Origin of the sequence: Cognatundibacterium luofuense, assembly GCF_018139685.1 — a bacterium.
GTDB classification, from domain to species: Bacteria; Pseudomonadota; Gammaproteobacteria; order Burkholderiales; family Burkholderiaceae_D; genus Undibacterium; species Undibacterium luofuense.
Window position 1 is genome coordinate 126,907 of the sequence record NZ_JAGSPN010000002.1, and the last position, 18,360, is coordinate 145,266.

12 protein-coding genes, 1 tRNA gene and 1 riboswitch are annotated in these 18,360 nt (G+C 51.7%); of the genes, 3 read left to right on the top strand and 10 right to left on the bottom strand.

Translation table 11 applies throughout. The features are described 5' to 3' along the window. Window positions 1-80: 80 nt before the first annotated feature. From KDM89_RS04035 to KDM89_RS04060, 6 genes are all read right to left on the bottom strand, one after another. A complete protein-coding gene (locus KDM89_RS04035; RefSeq protein WP_212686673.1) occupies window positions 81-4,190 on the bottom strand; it encodes a translocation/assembly module TamB domain-containing protein in 4,110 nt (1,369 codons plus the stop codon). An 11-nt stretch (window positions 4,191-4,201) separates the two neighbouring features. Beyond that, window positions 4,202-6,055, bottom strand: a complete 1,854-nt coding sequence (locus KDM89_RS04040; RefSeq protein WP_212686674.1) for an autotransporter assembly complex protein TamA — start codon at window positions 6,053-6,055, stop codon at window positions 4,202-4,204. Next, a complete protein-coding gene (locus KDM89_RS04045; protein WP_438947494.1) occupies window positions 6,055-6,495 on the bottom strand; it encodes an ExbD/TolR family protein in 441 nt (146 codons plus the stop codon). Before KDM89_RS04045 ends, KDM89_RS04040 begins: the two co-directional genes overlap by 1 nt. 11 nt (window positions 6,496-6,506) lie before the next feature. Beyond that, on the bottom strand, window positions 6,507-7,202 hold the full coding sequence (gene tolQ, locus KDM89_RS04050) for a protein TolQ (RefSeq protein ID WP_212686675.1): 696 nt from the start codon (window positions 7,200-7,202) through the stop codon (window positions 6,507-6,509). A gap of 18 nt (window positions 7,203-7,220) precedes the next feature. Beyond that, on the bottom strand, window positions 7,221-7,631 hold the full coding sequence (ybgC, locus tag KDM89_RS04055; RefSeq protein ID WP_212686676.1) for a tol-pal system-associated acyl-CoA thioesterase: 411 nt from the start codon (window positions 7,629-7,631) through the stop codon (window positions 7,221-7,223). A gap of 90 nt (window positions 7,632-7,721) precedes the next feature. Next, window positions 7,722-8,471, bottom strand: a complete 750-nt coding sequence (locus tag KDM89_RS04060) for an SDR family NAD(P)-dependent oxidoreductase (RefSeq protein ID WP_212686677.1) — start codon at window positions 8,469-8,471, stop codon at window positions 7,722-7,724. Window positions 8,472-8,671: 200 nt separating this feature from the next. Then, a riboswitch (ZMP/ZTP riboswitch) is annotated at window positions 8,672-8,795 on the top strand. Window positions 8,796-8,900: 105 nt separating this feature from the next. Here KDM89_RS04060 and glyA point away from each other — a divergent pair. The 3 genes from glyA (at window position 8,901) to KDM89_RS04075 (ending at window position 11,756) form a co-directional block, all read left to right on the top strand. After that, window positions 8,901-10,151 (top strand): serine hydroxymethyltransferase, encoded by a 1,251-nt coding sequence (gene glyA, locus KDM89_RS04065; protein WP_212686678.1) that lies wholly within the window; start codon window positions 8,901-8,903, stop codon window positions 10,149-10,151. A gap of 93 nt (window positions 10,152-10,244) precedes the next feature. Continuing rightward, window positions 10,245-10,694 (top strand): transcriptional regulator NrdR, encoded by a 450-nt coding sequence (gene nrdR / locus KDM89_RS04070; RefSeq protein ID WP_212686679.1) that lies wholly within the window; start codon window positions 10,245-10,247, stop codon window positions 10,692-10,694. Between the two features lie 462 nt (window positions 10,695-11,156). Next, window positions 11,157-11,756 (top strand): hypothetical protein, encoded by a 600-nt coding sequence (locus KDM89_RS04075; protein ID WP_212686680.1) that lies wholly within the window; start codon window positions 11,157-11,159, stop codon window positions 11,754-11,756. Between the two features lie 413 nt (window positions 11,757-12,169). Here KDM89_RS04075 and KDM89_RS04080 read toward each other — a convergent pair. From KDM89_RS04080 to KDM89_RS04095, 4 genes are all read right to left on the bottom strand, one after another. Next, window positions 12,170-12,245 (bottom strand) — tRNA-His (locus tag KDM89_RS04080). 285 nt (window positions 12,246-12,530) lie between these two features. Then, a complete protein-coding gene (locus KDM89_RS04085; protein ID WP_438947497.1) occupies window positions 12,531-12,992 on the bottom strand; it encodes a copper chaperone PCu(A)C in 462 nt (153 codons plus the stop codon). A 50-nt stretch (window positions 12,993-13,042) separates the two neighbouring features. Further along, the gene (gene dusA / locus KDM89_RS04090) at window positions 13,043-14,053 is read right to left on the bottom strand and encodes a tRNA dihydrouridine(20/20a) synthase DusA (RefSeq protein ID WP_268977844.1); all 1,011 of its coding nucleotides are present in this window, start codon (window positions 14,051-14,053) and stop codon (window positions 13,043-13,045) included. 179 nt (window positions 14,054-14,232) lie between these two features. Continuing rightward, a complete protein-coding gene (locus KDM89_RS04095; protein WP_212686681.1) occupies window positions 14,233-18,306 on the bottom strand; it encodes a DEAD/DEAH box helicase in 4,074 nt (1,357 codons plus the stop codon). Window positions 18,307-18,360: the final 54 nt, after the last annotated feature.

The following is an 18,360-nucleotide window of genomic DNA, read 5'->3' on the forward strand; positions in this document are numbered from 1 at the left end:
TCAGCATCACAGTCGAAATGATAAGAAAACAGTAGTTCCTTTTTAAGAACGTCTAAATAAAACGCAATCAGACAAAAAGGTCAGTTAAATGAAAAAGTGTAATTCACATCAAGGGCTGATTCACTGCCAGCACGCCCTATCACCGTAACTCTGCGTGTCAGTTGCCAGCTCAGTTTTAATGCACCACTTGCATCGCCGAGGCCCCGTTCGATAGATAACACCAGGCCCGGCATCAGGCGCTTCCCTACGGTAACGACCTGATCGGATGGCGATGAGCTGCTACTGCTGATACCTGTCGCACCGGCAATAGTCTGCCCGGGAAGGCGGGATCCGGCCGCAGTTTTTGCTGATCCTATCGAAAATTCGTCGAATCCCAGTCCTTGCACAACATCACGAGGAATATTCCTGCTGCCATCACCACCAAAAATGGCACTTGCTGCGGATAACAGCAACGATGCATCACCGGACGACAATTGATCGGATCCGCGACCCAGCACCAGCCATGCCAGTTTATCGCTGTCCGGCATTGCCGTATCAGAATACAAGCGAACCTGCGGATTAGAGACCGTTCCGATAACTTCAACACCAACCTGAGAAGCAAGCCCTGGTCTGATAGCAAGAATATTCAGCCCCGGATTGAGCGGCGGCCCCTGGAAATTAAGAATGCCACGCTCAATTTCCAGTTGCTGCCCGTATCCCTCGTATAAGCCATTGCGGGTACTGATACTGCCATTCGCCTGCAGAGGGCTGCCATCCGCTGAACGAAGACGCAAGCTGCCGGCCAGCCCCGTATCCAGTCCACGACCAACGAAAACAAATTTCGGACCCATATCAAACGTCATATCCAGCCGGGTACGAATGACTTTCTTTGCATTCGGATCAGGCTCTCCAGACACTTTCTGAGCGCGTTTATTCTGAACAATCACATCCGATGAAAGAGACGGAGGGGGCATTTTAGGCAGTCGGAAAAATGCACCATCGGCAGTCAGTTTTCCTTGCAGGGACCAGATATTTGCCGATTCTTTCACACCTGCTTCACCACTGACCACCAGCCAGCGATCCTTTCGCTGCAACAAAGGAAATTGCTGCCAGCTTGCCTGAATACTGCCGGTTTCTTTACCCAGATCAATATCTCCGGAAGCCCTGAATTCCCCCTTTTTGCCGAGTAAATCCAGCCCTTTAAACTGCGAGTGCTGCGGAACCATGTTGACTGCACTCGCAAAATTCAGCTGATTCAGTCGCAAATGCATGCCGTTAATATCTGCATCCAGCTCGCCGTTTGGCAGCAACAGCCCCTCAGAAGCAAACGCCAGCTCGAGCTTACTGCCTCGCACATGTGCCTTCCAGTCGGGTTGACTCAGTTTTCCTGCCAGAGCGACATCCGCGCGTAACTGCCCCTTCATCACCAGACCCGGATACACCAGCGGCCCCATCCACTCGAGATCAAGAATTTCTGCACTACCGTTACCTGCCAAAGCCTGCTCACCTGCGAGAGTCCAGATACCTTCGCGCTTATGCAACGCTGACTCGGCATGCAGCTGCATTAAACCAAGCCTGCTGCCTTCGGCTCTGATGTCTGCAATCAGTTTTTCTCTGTCGGTGCCACTTATCAGACCAGCGGTCCGGATATTCAATTGCAAATCTTTTAAACCTGCAGGGATACTTGCACCTGTACCGTCGGGGTCCTGAAAACGTAATTCGCCGGATTGTCGCTTCAGTGCCACTTGCACGTTCGCAGTATCATCCAGACGGAGATTCCAGGAAGCCTGCAAACGCAAATCGCCACTGAGTGTTGTTTGCTGACGGAACCGCTGCAAAATATCAATAAGACGGATATCCTGCATAGAACCGTTTGATGTCAGACCGGATTTACCGATCTCCAGCGTTTCTGCGTGAATTTGTGCAAGTGATGTTTGCAAGCGGATAGCACCAGCTCGCAATCCTTTTTCAGACAGTTCAAGCTTGACCGGTGCCTGTAAATTTGCGGATGGCTGACCACTTAACTGAAGGTTGCTTAACTCCCCCTGCCAACGCCACAAGTCTTTCTCTGACTGCATTGCACCGCGTACTTGCATATTGAGACGCTGACGCGGATTCAGCGTTAACTGCAATGCCGACTGGTGTGAAGTTAATTGTCCCTGCAAAGTCCAGTCCAGTTGATCAATTTGCTGAACATCCTGCCCGACACCATCCTGCAAATGTGCGAGCAAAGGAATATCACCTTGAATCTGGCGCAGCTTAAGTGTGCTTTGCACAGGAGCATTTTTTAAATCGGGTGCTTTCGCATTAAAGGCGACCGTTTCCGCACGATAGCGTTTACCTGCATATTCAACATTCAATTGATCTGCCTGCAAATCAGCAAGCAACCCCGGTTGACGCAATTGTCCGCTGAGCTGAATCTGCCCTTTCACTTTTCCGGCAAGATTCAGCCCCCATATTTGCAGTAAGGGATTCAATTCCTGTAAAGCCGGCCAGTCTGCATTCAAATTCAGCTGGTCACCTGCCTGCCCCCAGCGCCCTTGCGCTGACAACTTATTACTTCCGACTTCAATAGTTGAGGGACGCACAAGCCACTGTGACACACCTTGCAGTTCAGCATCAACGCTACCTTTCAATGTCTGACCTGCATAATGACCGCCAAGCTGTCTGACAATGGCATGTAACGACCATTTTGGCTTCAACCGGCCATCCAGCGCGATATCAGCATTCACGTCTCCGTTTGGAAATTTACCCCACTTCGCCGGATTGATATTCTTAATTTGTGTATTCAGTTGAAACTGTTGCTGCGAAAATTGATAGCTGCCGTCTGCCGTCAGGCGTGCATCGGCAAACTGCAAATCCAGCTGTTCCAGCGAAATCACTTTTTTAACGATGTCTGCAGTTGCCTTCAGTTGCAAATGACCATTGCTGTCATTCAGCTCACCACGTGAAAAGATCTGCTTGCCATCCGTAGTTTTGATGATTAGGTCACCATTGATAGCTGTTTGATAAAGTTTTCCGGAAAAATCTTTCAGATTAATTTTTCGTAGCTGAACTTTTGCATCAGCACGAATCGCTTTTCCCCAGCCCAAATCACCACTCAACTGTATTGCCGATTTTCCGGGCAAGCCGATTTCAAGCTGCTCCATGAGCATACGCTCTGGCAAAACTTGCAGATTGGCAGATACAGAATCTACCGGAACACGGTTTTTATCCAGATTACCGGAAAGCAGATTACGAATATTGATGCTGGCACGCAATGAAGTTGTGCTGTGTTTATCCGAGCGCTGTGTTTGCTGAAGTAAAACATCTGCCCGCAGATCCAGATCTGCTTCGGGTAAACTTGCATGCCATGCGGCGGGATTTAAATGCTGGAAAGCGATCGTTGCCGGCCCCAGCGCAGGTTGTGAAAACGGAAAAACATCCAGTTCCGCGTGGCCGGTCAGTCCTGCTTGTAAAGAGTTTTCTTTCAGTAATGGACGCGCATCAAGTGATGCATGGAAAGACCGCAAATTACCTACAACCTGCAAATCCAGCGTTACCGGTGGCACATCCGGATGCGGGTGTGATTCCAGGCTCGCCACACCATTAAGGTCAAATGGCGCCGCTCCGTTCAGACTAAGACGGGCATTCGCCTTTCCATAGTCGGAGTCCGCACTGGCATTTGCCATATAGCGCTGTCCATCCCACGCGAACTGGCCGGTAAGTGCACGGAGTTCAATATCTTTTTGCCGCTGCTTTCCCTTGATCGTTTCAACCAGCAAAGTTCCGATAGCAAGCTGCTCTGCTTTTAAACGCAATGGAAGACCAAGATGATCAGGAAATACCGATTGCGTATCGCTGTGTGCTGTCGCAACCCTTACGCTGCTGGCTGTCAGCTCCTTAAAATCCGCACTTCCGCTGAACAACTGACTGCCCTGCCATTGCAAGTGCACACCTTGCAATTCAAGTTCAAACTCTTCGGATTTCCACAGCAGGCTCTGTAAGCGCAGGTCACGTGCCAGCTCACCGCTGATTCCATTCACACTCAGTTGCGGTAAGGTTTTTTCCAGCAAAGAAAATGCCACCCGTGTGCCGCTTGCAGTCAGGGTGATCCACATGATCGCAGCAAATAATGCCAGAAAAAACCCGCACAGCCAGTATGCCCAGCGATAGCGGGCTGGTGCTTTTTGTGCAGGTGACTGATCGTTGTTTGTAGGAGTGCTTGTCATGCAAACTCAGTTCAGAATGCAATTGCAATAGAGAAATCAATACGTGCGCGTTTTGTTTTCAGCGCATATCCCAGATCCAGGGCAACAGGTCCTGCGGGTGTCCGGTAACGTAAGCCGGTACCAACACTCTTTTTCAGACTCAGTTTACGCCAGACAGAAGTTGCATCCCCCACATCTGCAAACGCGGCGATGCCCCAACTGCCATTCAACCAGTGCAGTGCTTCTGCACTGGCTACAGCCATTACACGTCCGCCGGTCACCGCACCTTGCACAGGAATACCAATACTCTGATATGCATACCCGCGCACTGTACTGGCGCCACCGGTACGGAACAAATATTCTTCGGGAATCCCTTCTTCATCCGGTGCCACGACCTGCCCCGCTTCAACACGGAAAATCAGCGTGTCCTGTTTATTAACAGGTACCCATTGCTGATATTTTCCGACCAGACGTACAAAACGCTGATCAGACAACAACGCTTTTTCTGAGACCGCGATGTCGGCCTGAATGATCTTACCCTGATGCGGATTGAATGCATCGTCGATATCACGCCATGTCCAGCCCGCACTCCAGACCAGTGCTTTAGAAATTTCTGTCGGTTCGCCTTCAATCGTGCTTTTTTCGCGCAATAAATTCAGCCCGAAACGACGCTCAATATTACCTGTGTGACTGGTACGCCGAACGCCTATCGCTTGCTTAACGGTGAGGACCCCGGAAACATCCTGACGATCTGCCAGCACGCCAAATGAATTCAGCACCTGATCTGAAGGTGGCAAATACACGTCGGCATAGCCAAGCTGGCGCTTTTGCTCGATCCTTACGGCGGAGCGCAGATCCCAGGCACGGTTGAGAATATCGCGGTCACGATAAGCAATCTCGCCACGGAACCCGGTATTCGAGCTGTAACCGGCACCAAAACTCAGATCGCGTGCTTTACGCTCTGTAAGGTTAACTTCAACCGGTACGGCATCAGCTTTATCAGGGTCTGCATCAATCTGTACTGCCACGGCTGCGAAGTACGGTGAATTCTGTAAGGTGCGCTGAAAATCCAGCAACCGGTTACGTGAGTACAGTTCCCCCGGTTTAGGCGGGTCATACCGATCCAGCAACCACAGAGGATAACGCTGCAAGCCTTTGACGTTCAGTGCGCCAAGTTTGAATTCAGGGCCACTGTCAACCGTCACCTCAACCCGTGCTGTTGACGACCCCGCATCCACTTTAACCGCCGTGTCTTGAAGCTTTGCTGCCGCGTAGCGGTCTGAACGAAAGCTTTCAAGCAAGACATTTTTAGCCTCACTCCAGTCACTTTCACGAAATGGCTGACCGACGGCAAGTCCCCAGTCTTCCCGCACCTGTCTTTGCCTCTGCACTGCATCCTGCTGACCGGAACGGACTGCTTCATCAAAAGCACCGGAAAAACGCATGCTCACGTTTTCAATCATGCTACGGTCGCCGCGCTCAACCATCACGCTGATCTGACGCTCACCGGCGTTCGCACGCCCCTGGGGTAGCGCTTCAAATCGTATCTGAGGATTGAAATAACCTTCTGTTGCCAGAATGCCGGATATATCCTGACGAAGCCGCCGGAGTAAGGCAGGCGTCACATTTTGTGGTTCGGCGTTACTGCCGAATTCGGGAATATGTTCTTTCAGCAAAGCAGATTCGGCATCTGCTTTCATGCTGAGGACAAAACGCACAGTACCGAGACGTTCTGCACTGAGCTCACCGGCAGCGGACATTAGCACTGCGGTGTCGGGAGTAGGCAAACTCCCTGTTTCCTGCGCAAAGCAGGATGCGCTGACCACCAGACACAAGGCCGGGACTATTCCCCGGTATTGATATCGTTTGATGGTCAGTACTGTCATCAGCGGGTCGCCAGAGCCACGCGACTGATACCGATCTTTTTCGCTTCCGCGATGACCTGTACAACGTCGTCGTACACGATGCCTTTATCCGCAGAAATCATCACTGCGAGATCTGGTTTAGACTGATGGTATTCCTTAAGCAGATTCATCAGTTGCTCTTTATTTCTGACTTCATCCGTACGTTCTCGCTGTGTCGCATTACCGTTCCGGGTGTTCAGGCTGATAGAAGCAGATGCGTCCTGCTTCAGTGTCACCTCAATGAAACTGTTCGGCGGCTGGGTGGATTGTCCTGCCGTCGGCAAATTGATGACACTGGGATTCGTCATTGGTGATGCCACCATAAAAATAATCAGCAGCACCAGCATCACGTCGATATACGGAACAACATTAATTTCCGCTTTCAGTTTGCGCTTACTGCGCTCACCACGCATGGAACCCATGACTCCTCCGTTCAGCGCGACTGACGCTGAAGAATGTTGGAGAATTCTTCAATGAAAGTTTCGAAACGCATCGCCAGACGATCAATATCGTGCGAGTAGCGGTTATAGGCGAGCACGGCTGGAATCGCAGCAAACAAACCAATCGCCGTCGCAATCAGCGCTTCTGCGATACCCGGCGCTACCGCAGCCAGTGTTGCCTGTTGTACGTTTGCCAGACCGCGGAACGCATTCATAATCCCCCATACTGTCCCGAACAAACCGATATACGGAGAGACAGAACCTACGGAAGCCAGAAACGATAAATGCGCTTCCAGTAAATCCATTTCACGCTGAAACGCTGCACGCATCGCGCGACGCGCACCATCGAGCATTGCCCCCGCATCCAGATTGCCTTTGTTCGCGTTTTTTGTTTTATGGTATTCACTCATACCCGCTTCAAAAATGCGCTCCAGCGAACCGGTCTGATCTTTACTCTGGCGACGTGCTGCGGAAATATCCTGATACAGTTCCACCAGATTGCCGCCGGACCAGAAGCTGCGTTCAAATGCTTCCGTTTGCTGACGCGCTTTTTTAATGGTGAACATTTTGTTGAAAATGTAGCTCCAGCTGGTCAGCGATACACCCAGCAATAACAGCATGACGAGCTGAACCAATACCGATGCGTTTGCAATCAGGGTGATAAACGATAAATCTTGTGTTGCGTTCATATTCAGATTTCTAATCAGTCATTCATTATTTTGCTGCATTGCCTGCAGCACTCCGGCAGGAATCGCGGCAGGTCGCAAATCACTTGCGCCGACACATCCGATTTTTACCGTCGATGTCACCAGCACCTGTTCACCGCGCATAACCTGCTGCGCCAGCAGAATCGAGGCTTTGCCTATTTTCTGCACTTCCACGGTGACTTGCAATTGATCATCCAATACTGCCGGCGCCTGATAATCGACCGTCACCGATTTGACGACAAACAGCAGGCCTGTCTGCTCTTTCAGCGTGTGCTGATGTACACCGGCGGCGCGCAGCCATTCGGTACGGGCACGCTCCATGAATCGCAGATAATTTGCATAAAAAACAATTCCACCCGCATCAGTGTCTTCATAATAGACTCTGACAGGCCACGCAAATAAAGCACTCATACCTGCAATTTAGTTATCAGAAAACGGCACATTATACCGCCGGATATTATTACGTCAGCATTTACCTGCAAAGCGGCAGCCCGAACTGCCTCAGGTACTGCGTTTGATGTTCAGCGGGCCAAATCCCTGACAAGCTGGCATCATTTCGATGTAATTGATATTCACGTGCGCCGGTAATGTGGCGATCCAGTAAGCTGCTTCGGCGATATCGTCCGCAGTCAGTGGTTCCGTGCCTTCGTACACTTTTGCCGCAGCCGCATCATCGCCACGGTAACGTACATTTGAAAACTCGGTACCACCACACAGACCCGGCGCAATATTAGTTGTACGTACACCGGTACCAACCAGATCTGCCTTCAGATTACGGGTGAACTGATCAACAAAGGCTTTTGTTGCGCCATACACATTGCCACCCGGATACGCGACGGAACCGGCTATTGAACCGATATTAATGACCATACCGGATTTACGGGCCACCATCTCAGGCAGGATAGCGCGCGTCATCAGCACCAAACCACGGGCGTTGGTATCGATCATGGTTTCCCATTCCTCTTCTGATGCGGTATATGCAGGCTCCGTACCGAGCGCCAGCCCTGCATTATTGATCAGCACATCAATCTGACGGAATGACGGAGGCAATCCGGCCAGCATTGCCTGAATTGATGATTTATCTGTCACATCCAGCACCACCGGCAACAATTGCGCACCGAGCTCCTGCTGCAGCGCCTGCAAACGATCCGCGCGCCGCGCTGCGGCAATCACCTGATGGCCGTTTTGCACAAAACGACGGGCCATTGCTTCTCCGAATCCTGAACTTGCTCCGGTAATCAGTACGATCATGAATGCTTCCTTTTCAGACTATGAATTCCGCACATTCGCGGTATTGAGGTTTTGTGGCTTATTTTAAATTCATTTCGACAGTAACGCAGGATAAAGCCGACAGAACAAACATTTTTCATCATTGAGATTTTCGAAATCTGCATAGCAAAAACCCGCTCGCTTGCCCATTCAACAGCCATCACGTAAAATCGCCGCACCATTTTGTTTCACGTAACTGGCGCAAGCGCGGACACAGCAAATTGTTCCTGCGATAGATGGAGGAATCCCATCAGGAAGCGTGAGATATACGGAGTTTTCTCCGTGCCGTACGCCTGGGCAGCCCGATGGTAGAGCAAGGATGAGGCTGCCTGTCTGTTTTCACATCACTGACACCTCATTTTTGTCCATTCTTTAACATCGTTTCTAACTTAACAGGAAATCAGGAAAGCTATGTTTGCAAAAAATCACACTCTCGCGAATATCGATCCAGAGCTGTTTGCTGCCATTGAAAAAGAAAATGTGCGTCAGGAAGAGCATATCGAGCTGATCGCGTCGGAAAACTATACTTCTCCGGCTGTCATGCAGGCGCAAGGTTCTCAACTGACCAACAAATATGCGGAAGGCTATCCGGGCAAACGTTACTACGGTGGCTGCGAAAACGTGGACGTCGTGGAACAACTGGCCATCGACCGCCTGAAAGAATTGTTCGGCGCGAACTTCGCCAACGTTCAGCCAAATTCCGGTTCTCAGGCAAATCAGGGCGTATTCTTTGCGCTGCTGAACCCGGGCGACACCATCATGGGTATGAGTCTGGCAGAAGGCGGCCATCTGACCCACGGTATGCCACTGAACATGTCCGGCAAATGGTTCAATGTTGTTTCTTACGGCCTGAACGCACAGGAAGACATCGACTATGACGCGATGGAAAAACTGGCACGTGAAACCAAACCAAAACTGATCATCGCCGGCGCATCTGCATTTGCACTGCGCATCGATTTCGAACGTTTCTCCAAAATCGCGAAAGAAATCGGCGCGTACTTCATGGTGGACATGGCGCATTACGCCGGTCTGATCGCGGCAGGCGTTTATCCTAATCCGGTGCCGTTTGCTGACGTTGTTACCTCCACAACACATAAGAGTCTGCGCGGCCCACGCGGCGGTATCATTCTGTCCAACGACGAAGCGATCGCAAAAAAAATCAATTCCTCGATTTTCCCTGGCTTGCAAGGCGGCCCGCTGATGCACGTCATCGCTGGTAAAGCAGTTGCATTCAAAGAAGCACTGTCTCCGGAATTCAAAGCGTATCAGGAACAAGTTGTAAAAAATGCTGCAGCACTGGCACAAACACTGACAGAACGCGGTCTGCGCATCGTTTCCGGCCGTACTGAATCGCACGTGATGCTGGTCGATCTGCGTCCTAAAGGTCTGACAGGTAAAGAAGCGGAAGCGATTCTGGGTTCTGCACACATGACATGCAACAAAAACGGCATCCCGAACGATCCGCAAAAACCAATGGTGACTTCCGGTATCCGTCTGGGCAGCCCTGCATTCACTACCCGCGGCTTCAAAGAAGCGGAAGCGATCAAAGTTGGTCATCTGATCGCTGACGTTCTGGATAATCCTCACGATGCAGCAACGATCGAGCGCGTGAAAGCAGAAGTCAAAAAACTGACTGAAGCCTTCCCAGTGTACGCAGCCTGATAACTGTGATATAAAACAACGCCACTGCCTTTGCAGTGGCGTTTTTCTTTTTGCGGCCGCACTCAGGTTCACTCACAGGAACGGAACATTTGCATGAAATGCCCTTACTGCCACCATACTGATACTCAGGTCATCGAAACCCGTGTTTCCGAAGACGGCAGTGCCATGCGCCGCCGCCGCCGTTGCAGTGCCTGCGATAAACGCTTCACGACGTATGAACGCACGGAACTGATGATGCCGGTTATCGTCAAGAAAAACGGCAGCCGTACAGAATATGAATCCGGCAAGCTGCGCGCCAGTTTCATGCTGGCCTTACGTAAGCGCCCCGTTTCCGCAGAAGCAATTGACAGTGCGATCATGCATGTCGAAGAAAAATTGCTGTCCAGCGGCGAACGTGAGGTGATGTCCGTGTATCTGGGCGAACTCGTGATGCGCGAACTAAAGAAACTGGACAAAATCGCGTATATCCGTTTTGCCTCTGTCTATAAAAGTTTCAAAGATATTTCTGAATTTGCTGAGGCAATCGAAGAAATCAAGAACTGACGTAACACCCTCACTCTTTTGCAAAAACAACCATCCACATCCGCATGAAACGGGCCGCCTGAAAACTCCCGTTACGTCGTCTGCCACACAACCCGCCCGTGCATCGTCTGATCAGGCCCTGATTCAGCGAAACCATGCAGAAATCGTCATCCGGCATTTCCGGAGAGCCGGACTTTCTGCCGACAAACAGCAAATCGCTGTGCTTAACTCCGCATTTGGGTCTGAAAACACCTGAAACAGCGGTCAACAGCGTTTTTTTCAGACTCAGCCTGAGTTACCCCGTACTGAACTGAAAAAAATACTGAGCAAACCTGCAACACCAGCCTCACTTCCGATGGCAGCCGGATAAGTTGTTAGCAAATTTAAATCTTCTTGTCCGGATTATGCAAAACTGCTAATTTCATTCCGTTTCAAACTTGGCAAGCCAGATCTGACGGATATTGAAAAGACAAAGGAAGCAGCATGGAAACATTTACCTATCGCGGCAAAACACTGGAATTCCGCAGTATTACCGGCACGGTACTGGACACCAGCACCCGTAGCGAAACCCACATTTCCGGCGGTGGCGGCGGCGGTTATATAGGCCCGAATGGTGGCCATATTGATAACATCAGCATCAGATCACACAACACCACCCATCAGGAATTCTGGATAAAAACCGAAGATGGCATGGAAAAATCCGTCAATATCAGCGGCACCTCCATTCCTTTACGCGCTAATCAGCGGATTACTCTCATTTCGGCAGAACAAAAGGGACGTAATGAAGGCTGGTATGCGAGTGTGATCAACCACAATGCCAATCAGTTTTCGTTTATTTGCGATGGCGCTTCACTGAACAACCTGATGAAACTGGAAGTATTCCCCAAACACTTTTTGCTGATCGGATTTGCGCTTTGGGCAGGACTGGCGATCGCGTTTCACGATGGCTGGCTTGCCATATTCTTCGCCACTATTGTAATGGGTATTTTCGCGATCAATAAAAATGCACGTATCAAAAGGCTCATCAGTTCACTCAACGCCCATATCGAAAAAGTCAGCCAGCCGTTTTTACAGCGCAGCTGAGTATTCCCCTTCCTTGATTCGCAGGCCCTGAGATACCGGGCCTGCAACCTCTCCAAACAACTTCCGCCGGACTCAAAAAACAGCGAAATGCGGATCTTCGCATAGTGATCCGGCGCTCGCCGGCAGAAAGTCCGGGCCTCAGCAATCATCAGATGACGATAAAGGCATATTCGGGCGAGCTGAAGACCAGCCACTTCCATCATCCTTAACAATTGGGGCAGGATGCGGCAGGCAAAGCGCCTGAATGCAGACCAGGCTTCGCAAACACAGAGAGGCGCCGGAAGATAGCCGCAGCCAGATAAGCAACCACCTGACTGAATACATTTCCGTGCAACGAAGAATCCGGGAAGCTGAAAAAATCAGTGCAGAAAAACAAAAAAGCCCGTCGAAACGGGCTTTTTTGTTTTGAATCTTGGGGTGGCTGATGGGACTCGAACCCACGACGACAGGAATCACAATCCTGGACTCTACCAACTGAGCTACAGCCACCGCTGTTTTTTCTGACTAACTTTCGTTCGTCAGAGAGCTACGCATTATAGGGTAGTTACCGCGTTTTAGCAAGTTCCCGCCGGCATTTTCTTTATTTTGCAATTACTGCCCCACAAAGAAAAATGCCCGCTACCAGATGGTGCGGGCGGAAACTCACTTTTGTGAGATGAGGAGTGTGCATTGCAACTCATCCCAGACTATACGCTGCGAGCCTTCATTTAAAGTAAAGATTACATTTTATTACTTGCCGCAATATCATGATACTGAAAGCCTGCTGTTCAGGCTTCAGTGTACTGGCTTGGTCAGAGAGCGTACCGGCACCACCACTTCTTTGACTTCGCGCTTTTTCGCTTTATCTTCAAACGTCAGTTGCAGCGTCACTGACTCCCCTTCCGTCAGCGGCTTTTTCAAACCCATCAGCATAATGTGCATGCCACCTGGTTTCAGCGCAACATCCTGTCCCTGCGGCAATGGCAAGCCATCGATTTCACGCATACGCATGACCTGATTTTCCATTTTCATTTCATGGATTTCCGCGCGCTCAGCGGCAGACGTTGTCACCGACACCAGACGGCTGTCCTGAGAACTTTTCAATTGCATGAAAGCACCGGTTGCCGTTTGCTGCGGCACCGTCGCACGCACCCACGGCTGCGACACGACCACTTCAGCCGATGCGCTCATCATCACACAGGCTGCCGCCAGAAAAGCGATTCCGAATTTCATCGATTTCATTGATTTCACTCCCATCTCCGAATAAATCTGCGCTGACATTACGCGCTCGTTCCTGCTAAAACCACTCAGGCATCCGCCGCCATCGATTGCATCACACCCTGCATCTGCGCCAGCGCCACACGCAATAAAGCAGGGTCACCACTGGCCAGTCGCTTGCTGTCCGATAAAGTCTGGCGGAAACTGCGCGCACCCGGCAAGCCTGTCATCAGACCCAGCATATGGCGCACCACAGAATTCAGACGCAAGCCTTTACCGTTATTGCCGTACAGTTCCAGCTGACGCTGTACGTAAGGAATCATTAGCTCGATGATGGCTTCACGGCTCAGCGGTTCTGCACTGTCACCGTAAAAACGGGAATCGAACTCAGCCATCATATACGGATTGTGATATGCCTCACGACCGATCATAACACCATCCACATGCGCGAGATGCTGCTGCACTTCATCGGCAGTTTTGATGCCACCGTTGATAATGATTTCCAGCTCCGGAAAATCCTGCTTTAACTGATACGCAAAATGGTATTTCAGCGGCGGAATTTCGCGGTTTTCTTTCGGTGACAAACCTTTCAGAATCGCATTCCGCGCATGCACGATAAAGGTTTTACATCCCGCATCCGCCACAGTGCCGATGAAATCGCGGACAAAACCGTATTCTTCCACCTGATCAATCCCGATGCGATGCTTGACCGTAATATCCACATCAGTGGCGTCACGCATCGCTTTCACGCAATCTGCCACCAGTACCGGCTCAGACATCAGGCAGGCGCCGAACGCGCCTTTCTGCACACGCTCAGACGGGCAGCCGCAATTCAGATTAATTTCATCGTAACCCCATTCCGCACCGATCACCGCACAACGCGCCAGATCCGCCGGCTCGCTGCCACCCAGTTGCAGCGCAACCGGATGTTCCGCCTCGTTGTAATTCAGATGCCGCTCCACATCTCCGTGCAATAAAGCACCGGTGGTCACCATTTCGGTGTACAGCCAGGTATGACGGGTAATCTGACGATGGAAGTAACGACAATGCCGGTCTGTCCAGTCCAGCATAGGGGCAACGGATAAAGTTCTTGGCGGCAGCGCGCGCTTCGCACCACCCGCCTGTTGTGTATCTTTCACTTCGGGGCTTTCATTCGGTAAAACGGGAATGCCGGCAAAAAACACCGGCAAATCAAGGGCGTAAGTCTAACAGCAAACACGAAAAACCGCGCCCGCCGCGCGAGCCTGTTTTCCGGTTAAACACAGCGCAAACTGCCTGATCAGATGCCTTCTTTCAGCAATTGCAACAAAGCATTCGCATCCAGACGGGCACTGGCATCGCCTCCTTCCAGCAGACTATCGGCCAGATCTCGTTTCTGCGCATGCAGGGCAAGGATTTTTTCTTCGATGGTATTGGACGTTACCAGACGGTAAATCGTGACCGGTTTTTGCTGCCCCATACGGTGCGCGCGGTCTGATGCCTGATCTTCAACCGCCGGATTCCACCACGGATCAAGGTGAATCACATAATCAGCGGCAGTCAGATTTAAGCCGGTACCACCGGCTTTCAGGCTGATCAGGAACACATCACCCTCACCCGACTGGAAAGCATCGACGCGGCGCTTACGCTCCACCGGCGGCGTCGAACCATCGAGATACTGGTACGCGATATCGCGCTGTTCCAGCACTTCGCGCACCAGCGCCAGATGATCAACAAACTGGCTGAAGACCAGCACTTTGTGACGGTTATCCAGAATCTCGGTCAGCGTATCGCTGAAAACCTGCAATTTACTGCCCTGCATTTCCTGCTGACGTAACACCAGCGAAGGATGACAACAGAAACGGCGCAGGCGCGTGATTTCGGTCAGCACTTTCAGCGAGCTGCCATCAGCACCTTCACCGGAACTGGCCAGTTTTTCCAGCGCTTCCTGACGCAAGGCTTCGTACACATGGCGCTCTTCATCACTGAGTTCGACTTGCAGCGTGATTTCCGTACGCGGCGGCAATTCGGTCAGCACCTGTGTTTTGGTACGGCGCAAAATGAACGGCTGAATCAGTTTTTTCAGCAATTGTTTTGCCTGCTGATTGCCTTTTTCCACCGGCAAAGCAAAGCGGTCATTGAACTGTTCTTTGCTACCCAGCAAACCCGGATTTATGAAGCGGAACAGATTCCATAATTCACCGAGATGATTTTCCACCGGCGTGCCGGTAGCGATCATACGGAAATCAGCTTCCAGCGCCATCGCCGCCTGGCTGCGCTTGGTCGCCGCGTTTTTAATTACCTGCGCTTCGTCCAGCACCACGGTATGCCAGTGCTGACGGGCAAATACTTTCGCATCGGTTTGCAGCAAACCATAACTGGTGACCACCACATCAAATGCCGCCGGATCTTCCAGCTTGCGGCGCTGATGATAGGCGCAGATTTTTAAATCCGGCGCAAATTTCTGCGCTTCCGCAATCCAGTTCATCGCAACTGATACCGGTGCAACCACCAGCGCAGGGCCGCCAGCTGCACGATGCAATAACAGCGCCAGTGTCTGCACGGTTTTACCCAGACCCATATCGTCTGCCAGACAGGCACCGACACCCCAGTGTGCGAGTCGCGTCAGCCACTCGAAACCCTGCTGCTGGTATTCGCGCAAAGTGGCCTGCAATCCGGCAGGTACTTCCGGCACAAACGCATCCAGCGTACTCAGGCGTGATAATTGCTCCTGCCACGCGGCATCCACGGTCAGTTGCGCTGCTTCATCCGTGATTTCCGCAACCGCATTCGCAGACAAAGGATGCAGTCTTAACTGACCGCGTCCGTTGACTTCGCCGAGCGCACGCAATTGTTCCAGCTTGCGCTGGAAGCTTGCCGTCAGCGCCAGCCAGTCTTTTTCCCCGATCTTCAGGAAGCGGCCTTTAGCGCTGTCCATCATTTGCAGCAATTCACGCAGCGCAATGACTTTGCCATCATCCAGCACCAGCTCGCCACCGGCGACAAACCATTCACCCTGACGCTTAATACTGAGCCGCATGTTTTGCATAGAACGCGAACCGTTCAGACGATAACGTTCACCTTCCGGCCAGATCAGCGATAGGCCCTGATCTTCAAGCGCGCGCAACTGACTGAGCAATTCCAGACATTGCTCCGGCGTCTGCAATTCCCACTCGGGCATTTCCCCCGTAGCAGGCAATGCCGGACAAGCGGCAATCACTTCTGTCAGTTTTCGTTTTTCCGCGTCCGTATCGCGTGCAGCCTGCACCATACTGCCATCAACTTCACCCATCAGTACCGCTGCCCCGCTGCCCGGCATCAGCCAGCTGCCTTCAGGCAACGGGCGCACCAGCATTTGCAGGCGCAATCCTTCCTGCAAAGGCAGCAAGTGCGCGTACAGCGTGGCGTCAGCGTTAATCGTTTTAACGTTGCTCGCCAGTTCCGGCAAGTCCGAATGAATCACCATGTGCGGCGCAATTGCCGCAATCGCATCCAGCAATTGCTGACGCGCACTGACCGGCACTTGCATACCGCGACCGAGAATGCCGGAAATCTGACGGATTTCAGGGCTGGACTGATATACCACCAGCCGCGTCGGTGTTTCTTTGCGCCAGACCATTTGCTCATTCGGTGCGACGTAAGGATCCAGTTGCAGGGCGATATGTTCCCCGCGCTCCTGCAATTGCAATGCGACTTCACCGCGCGCCAGATCAACACGTACTTCGGGCGCATCCATCCAGTAAATTGCCGGATGACCGGTCATCAGCGGCAGTGCTTTCTGAATATCAAAATCATATTCAGAACCAAAAGCACCGGCAGTGCGACGAATCGCATGCGCGGTAATCTGTCTGTCCTGTTCGGTCAGATACACTGGCGGTTCCTGCAGCAAGCGGCGCAAGGCTACTGCACGCCCTTTGCTCCACGCTGCTTTACCATTGCGCTTTTGCTCACGCGGCTCAGCCCGCAATTGCTGAAATTCCATTTCCAGCATCCAGGCCAGACGGGTCTGTTCTGCAGGCGCTTCTTCTTTCGCCTCTGTCTGCGGACGCAACTGACTCAGTGCTTCCAGCGCACGCTTCCAGGGTTCTTCTTTCTGCAGAATCTGCAGTACCGGCTGCCATCCGGCTTTCTCATGCCAGCCCGCCAGCACCGGTGCCTGTGAAAAGCGTTTTACCAGCAATCCGTCTGCCTCTGCGGCAATCCAGAGATAGCCACGCGCCTGCATCAGGTCGCGCATATCGTTGAGTTTGGTCTGCAAACGCGGATGCGATGGCGCATCGAGCCAGTCGCTGGCATGCGCTTCAAACAGTGCATCCACATCATGGGTGGTACGCACAGCGAACGCCGAATGCGGCAACTGAGTTCCCTGCTGCAAATGATTCAGTAAAGGTTGCAGCGCAAAATACGTGTAGGCATCGCGTTGTTTGACGCCTTCATCAATCTGGCTTTTAGCAAGCTTCAGACTGGCAGCATCATTTTTCGCCAGCAAAGCGACTGCAGCGAATAAGCCACCTGGGCCAGACAGAAAAAATTTCCGTTTCCCTGTTCCTGCGCGCTGCGCTTCGGAATAGGTTTGCGCGAGACTGCAGGCTTGCGCGATTTTGTTTTGCATAACAGAGAGCACCATCTGCAATTCCGGCAAATATGCAGGTTGCACACGCGGCATCAGCTTTTCGAGCGCTGACAGATCGCCGCGCAAAATCGCCTGCCAGCACAGCAGACTGATCAGTTGCGGCCAGTTTGCTCCCAGCTTTTCTGCATGCTCGCAACCGAACTGGTAAGCACGCGCGCAATCTGCCAGCGTCCAGTTCGCATGCTGAAACAAATCAGTCAGCATCATGCCCTGATCCATAACACGCAGTTCAGAAAATAACTGCACACCATCATCGGTAGCAAAGAATTTATCCGCCGGCAGATTGCCCTGTAAATTTTTTACGCTGAACAGCTTTTCACGCCACAGCAGCGCTTCATCAGTACGGCCCGACAGCACGGAGAACTGTACTTCGCGGCCGTAAAACGCGCCATCATATGACTTCCAGTACTGGTACTCACCCAGCCGTTTCAGCATATCGCGTACACCGGCAATCCACGTCCGCAATATGCCCTGCCTGAACATATGCAGAATCACGGTCATGCGCAAACCATCTTCCAGTACCAGACCAATACCGATTTCCTGCTTCAGGATATGTTTGCGCGTCAGTCCGGCACAAACTTCTTTTAACAGGCGTGGCGAGTAGGGATTACCCATTGCATCGGTCTGCGCACGTGCCTGAAATAAATCCGTCAGCTTGGCGGCGGTCATCGCCGTATCGTATAAGGCCACCGCGTAGACTACGGGCAGCTCATCTTCATTTAATTCTGTCAGCCAGTTCATTCTGTTCATTTATCCGGTTTGTCCGTTGGTATTTACTGAAGTTTGCGACTTTGT

What these genes read in the sequence shown, in the direction of transcription:
- KDM89_RS04045 (WP_438947494.1), bottom strand. Translation starts at nt 6,495, where the DNA reads ATGGGTTCCATGCGTGGTGAGCGCAGTAAGCGCAAACTGAAAGCGGAA.
- KDM89_RS04075 (WP_212686680.1), top strand. Translation starts at nt 11,157, where the DNA reads ATGGAAACATTTACCTATCGCGGCAAAACACTGGAATTCCGCAGTATT.
- nrdR (WP_212686679.1), top strand. Translation starts at nt 10,245, where the DNA reads ATGAAATGCCCTTACTGCCACCATACTGATACTCAGGTCATCGAAACC.
- KDM89_RS04060 (WP_212686677.1), bottom strand. Translation starts at nt 8,471, where the DNA reads ATGATCGTACTGATTACCGGAGCAAGTTCAGGATTCGGAGAAGCAATG.
- glyA (WP_212686678.1), top strand. Translation starts at nt 8,901, where the DNA reads ATGTTTGCAAAAAATCACACTCTCGCGAATATCGATCCAGAGCTGTTT.
- KDM89_RS04095 (WP_212686681.1), bottom strand. Translation starts at nt 18,306, where the DNA reads ATGAACTGGCTGACAGAATTAAATGAAGATGAGCTGCCCGTAGTCTAC.
- ybgC (WP_212686676.1), bottom strand. Translation starts at nt 7,631, where the DNA reads ATGAGTGCTTTATTTGCGTGGCCTGTCAGAGTCTATTATGAAGACACT.
- KDM89_RS04085 (WP_438947497.1), bottom strand. Translation starts at nt 12,992, where the DNA reads ATGGGAGTGAAATCAATGAAATCGATGAAATTCGGAATCGCTTTTCTG.
- KDM89_RS04035 (WP_212686673.1), bottom strand. Translation starts at nt 4,190, where the DNA reads ATGACAAGCACTCCTACAAACAACGATCAGTCACCTGCACAAAAAGCA.
- tolQ (WP_212686675.1), bottom strand. Translation starts at nt 7,202, where the DNA reads ATGAACGCAACACAAGATTTATCGTTTATCACCCTGATTGCAAACGCA.
- KDM89_RS04040 (WP_212686674.1), bottom strand. Translation starts at nt 6,055, where the DNA reads ATGACAGTACTGACCATCAAACGATATCAATACCGGGGAATAGTCCCG.